Here is a 12,943-nt window from a genome sequence, read left to right as displayed (position 1 = left end):
GACCGTTCGAGCCAACGTGAGGCCGTTACGGTGACGCCGTGCGCGTCGTGACGTGGAACCTGTGGTGGCGCTTCGGAGACAACTGGCAGGCACGACATGACGCCATCGTCGCCACGCTGAGCGAACTCGACGCCGACGTGGTGTGCTGCCAAGAGGTCTGGGCCGAGCGTGACGGCCCGGACCAAGCACAGCTGCTCGGCGAGACGCTCGGCATGAACGTCGCTCATCATCCCACCTTCGGACGGCGCGGTCTCTCGTTCTCCAACGCCATTCTCGCCCGCTGGCCGATCTCCGAATCGCGTTCGCACTCCCTCGCCGTGGGCGACCAGGCAGCACACCGAACGGCAGTGACTGCACGAATCGACGGTCCGAGCGGCCGCAGGACTGTCATCTGCACCCATCTCGAACACCGCTTCCATCTCAGCGAGGTACGCCAGCGCCAAGTCGCGATGCTCTGTGAGCTGGCGGCACCGCATCTCGATCCTGAGGGATACCCGCTGGTCATGGCCGGCGACTTCAACGCAGTCCCGGGTTCGGATGAGATCAGGCTGCTCACGGGCGAGCGGCCCCCGCCTGCACAAGGCCTGGTATGGAGCGACGCATGGGCCCAGGCAGGCGCAGGGCACGGCCACACCTGGGACGGTCAGAACCCCTACCTGTCAGAAGCCATGTGGCCGAACCGCCGCATCGACTACATCTTCGTGTCGGCCCCGCGCCCGGCGCCTCGCGGCAACATCGCATCAATTCGGCTCGTCGGCACCCAAGCGGTCGGCGGGGTGGTGCCGTCGGACCACTACGGCCTCGTGGCCGACCTCGTCGACTGAGCCGAAGCAATCGGGCCGAGCGCTGCGTTGCGAGCGTGAGATCGCGAGCTTGAGGCATTGGGGCGCTGAGGCTCGTAGAGCGCCAAGATCGCCGCGGCCGGCCGTCGCCCCTCCTCGGCAAACTCCCGCGGCAGTTCCGCCGCATTGACCACCTGTGTCTCAGCACCAAGGCGCAGCAGCATCTGCCCCAGCACTCGCGGGCTGCGAATGGCGTAGGTGACGATGCAACGCTCGCCGTCGTCCTGCACGTCGTGCGCCGGGTAGGACTCCACGCGCCACAGATCGCCACGCGGGACCGACAGCACCACGTCGGTGGTCTCGTCGGACTCCGCCGGCGGTGCTGCCGCTGCAGCGCGTGCCGCGAGTTGGCGGTCGTGGCGCTCTCCGGTGTCGCTGCACTCCTCGATGCGATCCACGCGGAACAATCGGATGTCTCGACGCAGATGGCACCAGCCCTGCAGGTACCAGTGGCCGTCCTGCAACGAAACGTCCAGCGGATCGACTCTGCGTTCGCTGATCGTGTCCGAATGCGGCGTGTAGTAGTGGATGCTGACGGTGCTTCTGGCACCCAGCGCGTTCTGCAGCACCGACAGGCAGCTCGGCGGCGCCAAGTCCACCGACACGTTCACGCGCTCTCCATACGCGGCGCGCAGCTTGTCGAGCGCAGTTGCCAGCGCTCCGGAGCGGTCGGCGCCGCGCAGGGCCAGCGCAGACTGGCCCGCTGTGAGGATGCCGAAGGCCTGGGGCACGGACAGGTTCAGCGGACGGTCCAGCATCGCCCCCGGCTCGACATGCACCCACGCAGTGCTGGTCTCGCGTGCGCTGGACTCGGCAAGGCTGCGTCGGTGAGGACTGGGCTGATCGGCACTGGGTCCGTCGTCGGTGCCGAACACCGCGATGCCCAGATTCTCATATGCCCCTGCGCCTACCACCTCGTAGCACATGGCGCCGAACAGCAAGTCGTACACGGCATCTGGCTGCAGTCCGAATCGCTCCGCGATGTCTCCCACGGTGGCACCGCCGCGCTCGGTGACCCACGGAATGATCGCCAGCAAGCGCTCAATCTTGACGGCGGTGCTGAGCTGGCTCACAGCTGTGACTCTGCGGCTGTGCAAGGCGCGGCCGCGGCATCAAAAACCCCGGCGTGCGCGGCAGGTGCGGTCAGCGCTCTCAGCCACGACGTGATGTCGTCGACCAGCTCGGGCGGAGACTCCACGACGGCGTGGCAGCCCATGTCGAGCAGCCACAGGCGAAATGCTGCGCGGTTGCGCACACGCGCCGTCACCGTCACCGAGCCGTCGTCGTGAGTTTCGACGACGCGCGCTCGCGCTGCGATGGGCTGACGCGCCATCGTCACGTCGATCCGCACCCGAGCCTCGAAATCGTCGCCGGCGTGGATCTCCATCGGCTCGGCGGGCAGCAAGGCTGCGATGTCGACATCTGGACGCACGAAGGCGCCCGGCGGGCCGACGCGCGCATCGCTCTCCATGCGATCCACCCGAAAAGTCTTCGGCACACCGCCTTCGGACGCGGCCAGATACCAGCAACCCGCCCGGCACAGCAGACCCAGCGGCTGAGTTGCCCGCATACGACCTCCGTACGCGAACCGAACCATGGCTCGCTCTCCGGAAGCAGCGGCCAGCTTCGGCAGCAGTGTCCGAGAGGTGTGATGCGCCGCCGCTGTCGTCAGCGCTACGGCCGCCGGGCGCTCATCGCTGGTCGCAGTATCGACGGTCGTGAGCTTGGCAACCGCTTCGAGGTCCCAAGTCTCGCCGATGTCGACACGAGCGGCCGCGAAGCGCAGTGCATGCTGTTCGTCTGGCGTCAGTCCGAGATCGGGGAGAAAGTAGTCCTCACGGCGGATCGTGTACGAGGTCGCGCCGTCGTGTTCCGTCGACTCGGTGATCCGTATGCCGAGATTGCGGATCAGCGACTTGTCACGTTCGAAGGAGGCACGCGCGCTCTGCAGTCGGCGCTCGTCAGTGGTGTCTTCGGACGCGTACAGGCCGGTCTCGCGCCAGATCTCCCCACGCGTCTTGGGCACTCCGCGCGACAGCAGGTACATGACGAGTTCCATGACGCGCTCGGTTGCGTCCGGGCGTGAGCGGCTCGCCACGCTCGCGAGTGTAGAACTGCCCCGTAGAGCGGTGCCAGTGCAGGTCTTCGCAGCGACAGGGCGGCAAACCTCAGACGCTCACAGCGACTCGGCGGGCGGGCTCAGCTCGTGGCGCTGCACCTTGCCGAGCGCGTTGCGGGGCAGCGCCGCAACGCGGTAGGTGCGCCGTGGACGCTTGTAGTAGGCAAGGCGCTCGCCGACGTAGTCCTTCAGCTCGTCATCGTCGAAGTCCCGCTCGGCCACGACGTAGATCACCACAGACTCGCCCCACTCAGGGTCGGGCTCGCCGGCCACCGCGCACTCCGCGACGTCAGGGTGAGCAGCGACGACTTCTTCGACCTCTCGCGGGTACACGTTGAAGCCGCCGCAGATGATGAGCTCCTTCGCACGGCCCACGATGCGCAGATAGCCGTCATCGACTCGGCCGAGATCGCCGGTGCGGAACCAGCCGTCGCGAAAGGCAGCCGCGTTCTCGGCGGGACGCTCCCAGTAGCCCGAGAACACGCTGGGTCCTCTCACCAAAATCTCCGCCGCGTCCGCGCCGACCGCGCTGCGGTCTGCCATGGCCCGGTCCAGCCGCACCTCCACCCCGGGCAACGGAAAGCCGACCGTGCCCGCTCGGCGCGCTTGGTCGTACGGGTTCGACACCAGCATCACCGTCTCGGTCATGCCGTAGCGCTCGATCACGCACTGACCGCAGGCCTCCCGCAGGGCGTGATGCAGCTCCGCAGACATGGGTGCCGAGCCCGACACGCAGAGTCGCAACGCCGTCAGCTCTGCGGCGCGGGGCGAGGCCACCAGCCGGGAGTACATCGTGGGGACGCCGAAGAACATCGTGGCACGACGACCGAGCGTCTCGTCGGCATCAGCGATGGCGTCGAAGACTGCATCGGGCTCGAACGTCGGCTGCAGTACGGCACTTGCGCCGACGGTGAGCGTGCCGTGCAGCCCCACGCCGAGGCCGTGCATGTGAAACAGCGGCAGCGCCAGTACCAGCACGTCGTCGGACGTCCAGCGCCACGCCAGCTCCAGCGCTCGAACCGATGCCAGCAGGTTCGCATGGCTCAGCACCGCGCCCTTGGGCCGACCGGTCGTGCCCGAGGTGTAGCCGATCAGGGCAGCGTCCTGGGGTTGGCGCTGGGCGGCCAGCGCTCGCAGATCGACGCGTCCTGCGCCGCACCGCCCGGCGCCGTGCCGCCCAGTGCCGCCGAGGAGTTCTGCGGCATCCAAGTCGCCTACCAGCACGTCCGGATCGATGTCGGCGATCCACTGCCGCCACTCGCCTAGCGAGTCGGCATCAGGCTGGTCGACGCCCGCGGCCAGCGCGGCAGCGGGACGGCAGTCCGCTACGACGGCGCGCACTTCGTCGGCTCGATAGGCGCCGTTCAGCGGCACCACCACAGCGCCCATCGCGAGCAGGGCTGCATGGGCAGCGACCAGACGCGAAGAACTCGGTCCGCTCAGCAGGACACGGTCGCCTGCGACGATGCCGGCCGTCGCCAAGCGTTCCACGACGCCGCGGGCGCGTCCGGCAAGCTGCGCACCGGTCACCCAGCCGCCCCGAGAGTCCCACACCACCTCGCGCTGCGGATCAGCGAGCCAACGGCCGAGCCAGACAGCAGGCAGCGTGCCGCCTGCGGACAGATCGGCACCGTCGCCAGTCAGACCCTCCGGGAGGTGCCGGCGCCAGTCCCACAGGCTGTGCGACGGCTGCTCGCCTGGCATCGCCGCAGCCACTAGCGCAGCTTCGGCGTGCTCGACGATGGGCCGTGCGCGCCGTGAGCGGCGCCAGCGGGCAGCAGTCGCTCATCGGGCAGGGTTTCGAGCACGTCAGCGACGAAGGTGACCAGCGCCTCCTCGTTGTCCACCTGACGGCCCGCTGCCTTCGAGCGCTCGTAGCGGTGCTGGATGAACTCGTAGATCATCTGGGCATCGTCGAGTCGGTCTCGGTAGCGCTCCGGAATCGCCTCGATGACTGGTTCGTAGCGTTCCGCCAGCCAACGGTAGGCCTTGACCGCCTCGGGCAACGGCCGTCCTGACTCACGCTCGAGCACCAGTCCGTACGCGTCGAGTGCATTCAGCAGCGTTCGAGCTTGGTTCTCCTGCACTTCGAGGCCCGTGAGCCGCCGCAGCCGCAAGTGCGCGTGTCCTTCTTCCACGACGACCGGCCGGATGCGCAGGCGGGTTCCGTCGGCGGATCGCACGATCTCCAGTTCCTCCACGTCGAAGCCCAGCTCGTTGAGACGCTCGATGCGTGCGTTGATGCGCCAGCGCTCGTCGGCCGACACGATCTCTTCGTGCGTCAGCTCGGCCCACAGCCGCCGATACCGATCGACGAGCTCGCGCCCGATCTCCAGCGGGTCGATCTGGTCGTCGAGCCAGCCGGCGCTCTGGGCATCGAGGAGGCCCGCTGCGATGTTCTCCGCTCCGAGCTCCACGTCGTGACTGCGCATCGCGTCGCTGAGCTGCGGGTGATGCTCCGTCGTCTCGGCATCGACGAGGTAGGCCATCAGCGCGCCTGCGTCGCGACGGAACAGCAAGTTCGCGAGCGACATGTCGCCCCAGTAGACCCCTTCGAGGTGCAGACGCGACAGCAGCACCACCGCAGCGTCCAGCAGGCGGTCGCACAGCCGGGGCGCCGAGACGGTGCGGAACACGTGCTGGTAGGGCAGCGAGAAATCCAGATAGCGAGTGATCAGCACGGAGTCCAGCTCAGTTCCGCCGCCGTCGTGCCGGCCGGTGACCACGCCGATCGGTCGCACTGCCGGCAGCCGCTCTTCTTCGAGGTGACGCAACAGCCGGTGCTCGTGCTGTGCGAGCCGTGGCCGGGTTTCCTTCAGCGCGTACACGCGTTCGCCGTAGCGGACCATGCGCACGATGTGTCGGCTGCGGCCGCGGCGAAGCTCTACCAAGCGCTCGGTGTGGTCGCCCCACTCGGCGAGCGGGCGGCCCCATGGCAGGTCCAAGAAGTCGGGGTGCCCTTGGCGCGTGACGACCGACAAGCCGGCCACACTCGATGCGGCTTCTGCGGGCGCCGCCGGTGCGGTCTGGGCGAGTGTCACAGTGCGGGTGATCCGTTGGGCCGGAGCACCCCCAACGGGATTCGAACCCGTGCCGCCACCTTGAGAGGGTGGTGTCCTTGGCCGCTAGACGATGGGGGCTCTGGCTGTGCAGCGGGCAGTCAGCATACCGACGGTCCCGTTGTCGGGTAAAGGCCAGCGGACGTGTTCGGGACCTAGCGCGCTCGCGAGCGGCCAGACGCAGCTCACGCCCAGCGCAGGACGGTCATTCGCTGTGGCGGGGCGGCCACGTCTCGGTGTCGGGATGCAGTCCGTACCAGGCAAACCAGAACGACTGCGACGACACGATGCGCGGCAGCCTGACGTCGATGCCGCGGCGTCCGCCGAGCCCCCGCAGGTGCAGTGCGTCATGGCGCACTCCGTCTGGGGCTGTCTGCACCTGGACGCCATGGCGCCACACGACGGCTGATTCCCCGTTGCTGCTCGCGGCGCTGTACACCCTGGCGCCGCCGGGATGGGGGACGATGACGAGAGGCTCAGTCCCCAGCACGTAGACGAACGGTTCCGTCTGCTCGAGCGCAGCCAGCTCCAGCGCCAACGCGACGCCGCTGCGTTCGACAGTGACCACTTCGGCCTTGAGCTCGAACACGTCGGGCGTCTGGTGAGTGGGGAACCACAGGTCCTCGCTGTCGTAGTACACGCTGTAGGCCGCACCCGGCGTGTAGTCGTAGCTGATCGGCGGACGCTCCGGCAAGCCCGGAAAGAACGTGGGCGGCGGCGTGTCGAGCGTGTACGTGTCCGGGTGGTCGTCTAGCCAGTCCCGCCAGCGCACGGTGGCCACCGGGTACTGCTCCAGCCGTGTGCCCGCCAGCGGTCCGGCGAACGCGGTGCCCGAGAGATGGTTCCACAGACTCTCGGTCTCATTGTCGATCATGATCTTGTTCGAGTCCATCAGCAGACCGGACGTCTGAAACGTGAGCACCTCGCCGTTCGGCAGCCGCCGGTCGAACATCAGCGCTGTGCGGCACAGGGTGCAATAGCCGAGCGCCACCGGAACGCCGCCCGCAAGGTCGTTCGCCAGCTCGTGGCGTGCCAAGAACCGAACAGGGTACGCCACAGCCTCGCCGCCGATGACGACGCCCAGCACCAGCTCGTCGTCGGTCATGAAGTCGGCGTCGGCAGGAGTCAGCCGCTCAGGCTCGTTCAGCTCGGGGATGCCGCCGCGGCGCACACCGCCCCACTGGATGGCCCCGAGCGTGACCCGGTCCGTGACTTGGGCCAAGAGATTCTCGTACTGGGCGTCGACGTGTCCGTACAGCTGTTGCTTCCAGCGTTCGTAGCCCTCGCCCGGGTCGATGCCGTGCGTGCGATGCCACGAGCCGTAGCCGACGTAATCGGTGCTGAAATCGCCTGAGCTCTCGACGCCGGTGAGCGTCTGGAGCGCTCCCATCGCTGCTGCGTTGACGTCGCCGGTGCCGCCGAGACGCATGATGTCGAGCAGCCACGGCACCCAGCGCCGCTCCCCGGTGAGTCCCATCTCGCCTGCAATGCTCCCGGCGAACGTCGTGTTCGGCTGACGCAGAAACTCCTCGATCTTCTCCAGCAGCGTCAGCTCCAGGAACGGACGGCCGTCGTCGGTACCCGGAAAGAATGGCTGAGTGGTCGGCGCGGGCTGTGTTGTCGGCAACGCGGCGCCCGCCGACGGCGTCGACGGCTGCAACGGCCTGGCTGCAGCATCGTCGGCCAAGGCCGCTGCTGATGCCTGCTGCGCTGCGGTCGTGCTTGCCGCTTGGGGCACCGTCGACGAGCACGCCGCAGTCAGCAGGATCGCGGTTGCCAGCCAGCCGATCCGTCGCCGCATGCCGCCGAAACCTTAGGGTGCCTCAGGGCCTAGGGTGCGTCGGGAGCGCGTGTCGGAGGAGACGGCAATGTTGGAGCACCATGTCGCGATCGACACTGGCGAGGGTCAGATGAGCACGTTCGTCGTGCATCCCGAAATCAGCGAGCGGCGACCGGGGCCGTTCCCTGCGGTGCTGTTCTTGATGGACGCGCCCGGCAAGCGCGAGGAGCTGCACGACATGGCGCGGCGCATCGCGACGGTCGGCTACTACGTCGTGCTGCCGAACCTGTACTACCGCGACGTGCCCGGCTTCATCGTGCAACGGGACGACCCGGCGAGCAAGCAGTTCATGTTCGAGCTGATGACGCACCTGTCCAACGCCATGGTGTCACGCGACGCGGCGGCGCTGCTGGGCCACGCTGCGGCCGATCCGGCCGCTGACATCCAACGGGTGGGCACCGTCGGCTACTGCATGACCGGCCCCATGGCGATCTGGCTGGCTGCTGACTACCCGGACTCGATCACCGCGGCTGCCTCCATCCACGGCGTGCGGCTGGCGGTGGATGCCCACGATTCGCCGCACCTGCGAGCACCCGACATCCGCGGCGAGGTGCTGGTGATGTCCGCCGAGCACGACGACTACGTCGACCGAGCGCACTACGACCGGCTGTGCAAGGCCTTCGCGGATGCGGGCACCGATGCGCAGACGTACTGGATGGACGGCACACATCACGGCTTCGTGTTCCCGCAGCGTCCGGTGTACGACCAACCGGCGGCGGAGCGCCACTGGGAGCTGCTGCTCGACATGTTCGCCCGTCGGCTGCACTGAGCGTCCAGCCGCGTTTGAGCGAGCGGTGGAGTCTCCAGCGGCTCGCGGGCGCACAGTGGACGCACAGTGGATCGGCAAGCGCGAACGCTGCGGTGCAGTGCCACACTGTCGCGTCATGGAGACACTCGAACTCGTCCGCACCGTTTCGCCGCCCATCGCCACGCTGGGTTCGAAGTTCTACTTCGACCCGGCGACGCTCGCGAGAGGCAAGGAAGCCGGCCTCGACGGATTCCGGCTGTACATGCTGGGACGCGGCGGCGTGCTCGGCGACGTGGAACCGGCCGTCGTCCACAGCGCCTTCGGCTACTTCAAGCCAGAGCTGATCGCGAAGATGTGGAATTCGGCCCGGGAGACGATGGCACCGCGCGAAGCCGGTCGCCTCTACATGGAGTGCGCAGGCGCCTTCGGTTCGTCCAAGCTCGGCGGCGTCGAGGGCCTCGACGAGTTCGCTGCCGCGGCCGACAAGGTCATCGACGCAGCGCTCGTTGACAGCGCCGCGCAGGCGCTGTTCGCAGGCATCGCATCGGAGCCTCGCAGCGACGAACCGGCGGCGCGCGCGTACCAGAGCGTCGTCGTCCTGCGTGAGCTGCGCGGCAGCTTGCATCTCGTGGCACTCGTCGCCTCAGGACTATCGACCGAGATGGCCCACCGAGTGCGCAGGCCGACCGAGCTGGAGCTGTTCGGCTGGACGAGCGAGGTGGAAGTCACCGACGCGCACCGCACGAAGTGGGAAGCTGCCGAGATGCTCACCGACGAGCTGACGGCGGCGGTCTACGACGTGCTCGACGATGCCGAGGCGCAGGCGTTTGCGCACGGCGTCGCAACCATCGAGGCCGCTCTCGCCGACTGACCTCGGCATCTGACGGGTCGGTCCGTTGAATCTCACGAAGCTGCTGATTGCGAATCGGGGCGAGATTGCCGTGCGCGTGGCACGGACCGCCCGAGAGCTCGGCATTGCCACCGTCGCGGTCGCCGGCGAGGACGACACCGACTCGCTTCACGGCCGAATCGCCGACGAGTGCGCGGTGCTCGAAGGCCGAGGCGTGACCCCGTACTTGGACGTTGAGCAGATCGTCGGCGCAGTCGAGCGAGCAGGCTGCGATGCCATCCACCCGGGCTACGGATTTCTGGCGGAGAATCCGGCGCTTGCGCTGGCCTGCGAAGAAGCCGGCATCGCTTTCGTCGGGCCGAGCGGCCGCCACCTGCAGCTCTTCGGCGACAAGCTCGCGGCGCGCGCTCTTGCAAGCCGGCACGGAGTTCCGCTGCTCTCCGCCACCTCCGAACCGACCTCGTTGGAGGCTGCGCGGTCGTTCTTGCACGAGCACGGGCCGATGATGATCAAAGCACTCGCCGGAGGCGGCGGGCGCGGCATGCGTGTCGTGCGAACCGAAGCCGAACTCGATACTGCGTACGAGCGCTGCGCGAGCGAGGCTGCGGCGGCGTTCGGCAACGGCGACCTCTATGTGGAACGGCTGATCGAGCACGCACGTCACATCGAGGTGCAGATCGTCGGCGACGGCGAGTCCGTCGCTCAGCTGGGCGAGCGGGAATGCACGCTGCAACGCCAGAACCAGAAGATCGTCGAAGTCGCGCCGTCGCCGACGCTTGCACCCGAGACCCGCCGGGCGGTGTGCGACGCCGCTGCGGAGATGGCCGCCGCTGTCGGCTATCGCAGCCTGGGCACGTGGGAGTTCCTGCTCGACGCGCAGGACCCGTCCACGTTCGTCTTCTGCGAGGTCAACGCCCGCATCCAAGTCGAGCACACGGTCACCGAGGAAGTCACCGGTGTCGATCTGGTGGCGGCGCAGCTGCGGATCGCCGGTGGCGCCCGCCTCGCCGATCTGAGTTTGACCCAGCCCGAGGTGCCCTCACCACGCGGCTACGCCATTCAGTGCCGCGTGAACACCGAGACGATGCGGCCCGACGGCACAGCCCACCCCAGCGGCGGAGTGCTGCACGCCTTCGAAACCCCCAGCGGTCCGCGGATCCGCATCGATACCTACGGCTACGCGGGCTACCGCACCAACCCCAGCTTCGATTCGCTGCTCGCCAAGGTGATCGCTCATCATCCCGGCCGCGACTATGCCGATGCAGTCCGTCGCGCACGCAGCGCCGTGACCGAGTTCCGCATCGAGGGCGTGGCCACGAACCTGGGCTTCCTCGCAGCACTGCTCGACCGGCCCGAAGTCGCCCGCAATGAGCTCACCACGAGCTTCACGGCCGATCACGCCGAATCACTGTGCGAAGTCGCTGCGCAGGCGACATCGCTGTGGGGGCCGCAGCCGAACCCCGCTTCGACTCAGGAGGCCGGACGCGCAGGCGCCGTGGTCGACGACGACCCGCTGGCAGTGCTGCGCCACGGCGACCTCGACGGCGCCCACGCCGCCCGGGCAGCGTCCGACGCGATGCGCGCACACGCGACGGCCACAGGCGCGTTGCGACATCGCGCGCCGATGTCGGTGAGCGCGGCTGGCGGACCTGACGGCTGCATCGCCGTCGCGGCACCGCTGCAAGGCACGATCGTCTCGCTTGCCGTCGCACCAGGCGATCCGGTTGCCGCGGGCCGCCAGGTCGCCGTGATGGAGGCGATGAAGATGGAGCACGTCGTGACCTCTGCGGTCACCGGAGTCGTGCGCATGCTGGGCGTGACCCCGGGCGACACCGTCTACGAGGGCCACGCGCTGGCGTTCGTCGAGGAAGCCGACGTCGCCGTAGATCTCGACGAGACCACCGCCGCAGTCGATCTCGACCACATCCGGCCAGATCTCGCGGAAGTGCATGAGCGCCGTGGTTTCGGCCTCGACGAGCACAGGCCCCAAGCAGTTGCCAAGCGGCACGGGCGAGGGCACCGGACCGCCCGCGAGAACATCGCGGACCTCGTCGATCCTGGCACGTTCGTGGAATACAGCCCGCTCATGGTGGCTGCTCAGCGCCGGCGCCGGTCGATGGAGGACCTCATCGCCAACACCCAAGGCGACGGCATGGTGGCGGGCGTGGCGGGCGTCAACGGCGATCTCTTCGGCGCCGAGCGCTCACAAGCCGTGGTCATGTCCTACGACTACATGGTGCTCGCCGGCACGCAAGGGGGGAACAACCACCGCAAGAAGGACCGAATGTTCGAGATCGCCGCGCACCATCGCCTGCCGGTGGTGCTGTTGGCCGAGGGCGGCGGTGGGCGGCCTGGCGACACCGACGGCATCGGCGGCTCGGGGCTGGACTGCTGGGCGTTCACCCTGTTTGCCCAGCTCAGCGGACTGGTGCCCCTCGTCGGCGTCACCAACGGACGCTGCTTTGCCGGAAACGCAGTGCTGCTGGGCTGTTGCGATGTGATCATCGCCACGGCGGGCTCGAACATCGGCGTCGGCGGCCCCGCCATGATCGAGGGCGGCGGCTTGGGCGTGTTCCGACCCGAGGAAGTCGGTCCGGTGGACGTGCAATGGCCCAACGGCGTCATCGACGTGCTGGTGGCCGACGAGGCCGAGGCGGTGACGGCCGCCAAGCGGTACCTGTCGTACTTCCAGGGGGCGCTCGACGAGTGGGAATGCCACGATCAGCGTGAACTGCGCCACCTCGTACCCGAGAATCGCCTGCGCGCCTACGACGTGCGCGCCGTCATCGAAGCGCTCTGCGACATCGGCTCGGTGATGGAGCTGCGCCGCGGCTGGGGGCCTGGGTGTGTGACGGCGCTGGCGCGCATCGAGGGACGTCCGATCGGCGTGGTGGCCAACAACAACCACCATCTCGGCGGCGCAGTCGACGCGGACACCGGCGACAAGGCGTCACGCTTCATCCAGCTGTGCGACGCGCACGACCTGCCGCTGCTGTTCCTGTGCGACACGCCCGGGATCATGGTGGGCCCCCAAGCCGAGTACGAGGCCACGGTGCGCCACGCTGCTCGCATGTTCGTGACGGCGGCCAACGTGGACGTGCCGTTCATGACCATCGTGCTGCGCAAGGGCTACGGACTGGGCGCGCAGGCCATGGCCGGCGGCAGCTTCAAGGCGCCGACGTTCACCGTGGCCTGGCCGACCGGCGAGTTCGGCGGCATGGGCTTGGAGGGCTTCGTGAAGCTCGGCTACCGGCGCGAACTCGAAGCGATCGAGGATCCTGACGAACGCCGACGAGACTACGAACAGCGGGTGGCGCGGCTGTACGAGCAGGGCAAGGCAGTGAACACCGCCACGTTCTTCGAGATCGACGACGTGATCGATCCCGCCGAGAGCCGCGACTGGATCCGCATGGCATTGCTCGCGGCGCCCAAGCCTCAGCGGCGTACCGGCAAGAAGCGCCCCATGGTGGACACCTGGTAGCCCA

Annotated in this window: 9 protein-coding genes and 1 tRNA gene; 4 read left to right on the top strand and 6 right to left on the bottom strand. The window is 68.3% G+C overall.

The genetic code is table 11. The features are described 5' to 3' along the window. Positions 1 to 38: 38 nt before the first annotated feature. A complete protein-coding gene (locus tag ACOGI4_RS07015; protein WP_419840971.1) occupies positions 39 to 824 on the top strand; it encodes an endonuclease/exonuclease/phosphatase family protein in 786 nt (261 codons plus the stop codon). Here the strand turns inward: ACOGI4_RS07015 and ACOGI4_RS07010 are convergent. The 6 genes from ACOGI4_RS07010 to ACOGI4_RS06985 all read right to left on the bottom strand — a co-directional run bounded on the left by ACOGI4_RS07010 (position 794) and on the right by ACOGI4_RS06985 (position 7,821). Further along, complete coding sequence (locus ACOGI4_RS07010) at positions 794 to 1,915, bottom strand: helix-turn-helix transcriptional regulator (protein ID WP_419840970.1); 1,122 nt, start codon at positions 1,913 to 1,915, stop codon at positions 794 to 796. The two genes, ACOGI4_RS07015 and ACOGI4_RS07010, sit on opposite strands and share 31 nt — an antisense overlap. Next, complete coding sequence (locus tag ACOGI4_RS07005) at positions 1,912 to 2,940, bottom strand: helix-turn-helix transcriptional regulator (RefSeq protein WP_419840969.1); 1,029 nt, start codon at positions 2,938 to 2,940, stop codon at positions 1,912 to 1,914. The genes ACOGI4_RS07010 and ACOGI4_RS07005 overlap by 4 nt, the downstream gene beginning before the upstream one ends. Before the next feature lie 78 nt (positions 2,941 to 3,018). Next, positions 3,019 to 4,677, bottom strand: coding sequence for an AMP-binding protein (locus tag ACOGI4_RS07000; protein WP_419840968.1), 1,659 nt, complete (start codon positions 4,675 to 4,677; stop codon positions 3,019 to 3,021). Beyond that, the gene (locus ACOGI4_RS06995; RefSeq protein WP_419840967.1) at positions 4,677 to 6,002 is read right to left on the bottom strand and encodes a DUF4032 domain-containing protein; all 1,326 of its coding nucleotides are present in this window, start codon (positions 6,000 to 6,002) and stop codon (positions 4,677 to 4,679) included. Before ACOGI4_RS06995 ends, ACOGI4_RS07000 begins: the two co-directional genes overlap by 1 nt. 26 nt (positions 6,003 to 6,028) lie before the next feature. Next, positions 6,029 to 6,101 (bottom strand) — tRNA-Glu (locus ACOGI4_RS06990). Between the two features lie 124 nt (positions 6,102 to 6,225). Then, entirely contained in the window at positions 6,226 to 7,821 is a 1,596-nt protein-coding gene (locus ACOGI4_RS06985; protein WP_419840966.1) for a DUF3179 domain-containing (seleno)protein, read from the bottom strand. A gap of 67 nt (positions 7,822 to 7,888) precedes the next feature. On the opposite strand from ACOGI4_RS06985, the gene ACOGI4_RS06980 reads away from it, so the two are divergent. The 3 genes from ACOGI4_RS06980 to ACOGI4_RS06970 all read left to right on the top strand — a co-directional run bounded on the left by ACOGI4_RS06980 (position 7,889) and on the right by ACOGI4_RS06970 (position 12,939). Next, on the top strand, positions 7,889 to 8,629 hold the full coding sequence (locus ACOGI4_RS06980; RefSeq protein ID WP_419840965.1) for a dienelactone hydrolase family protein: 741 nt from the start codon (positions 7,889 to 7,891) through the stop codon (positions 8,627 to 8,629). A gap of 115 nt (positions 8,630 to 8,744) precedes the next feature. After that, positions 8,745 to 9,479 carry an SCO6745 family protein gene (locus tag ACOGI4_RS06975; RefSeq protein ID WP_419840964.1) on the top strand — a complete coding sequence of 245 codons (735 nt, stop codon included), beginning with the start codon at positions 8,745 to 8,747 and terminating at the stop codon, positions 9,477 to 9,479. 25 nt (positions 9,480 to 9,504) lie between these two features. After that, on the top strand, positions 9,505 to 12,939 hold the full coding sequence (locus ACOGI4_RS06970) for a carboxyl transferase domain-containing protein (protein WP_419840963.1): 3,435 nt from the start codon (positions 9,505 to 9,507) through the stop codon (positions 12,937 to 12,939). The last annotated feature ends 4 nt before the right edge of the window (positions 12,940 to 12,943 follow it).

The sequence above is a fragment of the Candidatus Poriferisodalis sp. genome (assembly GCF_965205175.1).
Taxonomy (GTDB): domain Bacteria; phylum Actinomycetota; class Acidimicrobiia; order Acidimicrobiales; family Poriferisodalaceae; genus Poriferisodalis.
The sequence above is the reverse complement of the archived record's forward strand: the minus strand, read 5'-3'. Positions and strand labels throughout refer to the sequence as shown.

Coding starts and splice junctions, on each gene's coding strand:
- ACOGI4_RS06985 (WP_419840966.1), bottom strand. CDS start 7,821: ATGCGGCGACGGATCGGCTGGCTGGCAACCGCGATCCTGCTGACTGCG.
- ACOGI4_RS06980 (WP_419840965.1), top strand. CDS start 7,889: ATGTTGGAGCACCATGTCGCGATCGACACTGGCGAGGGTCAGATGAGC.
- ACOGI4_RS06975 (WP_419840964.1), top strand. CDS start 8,745: ATGGAGACACTCGAACTCGTCCGCACCGTTTCGCCGCCCATCGCCACG.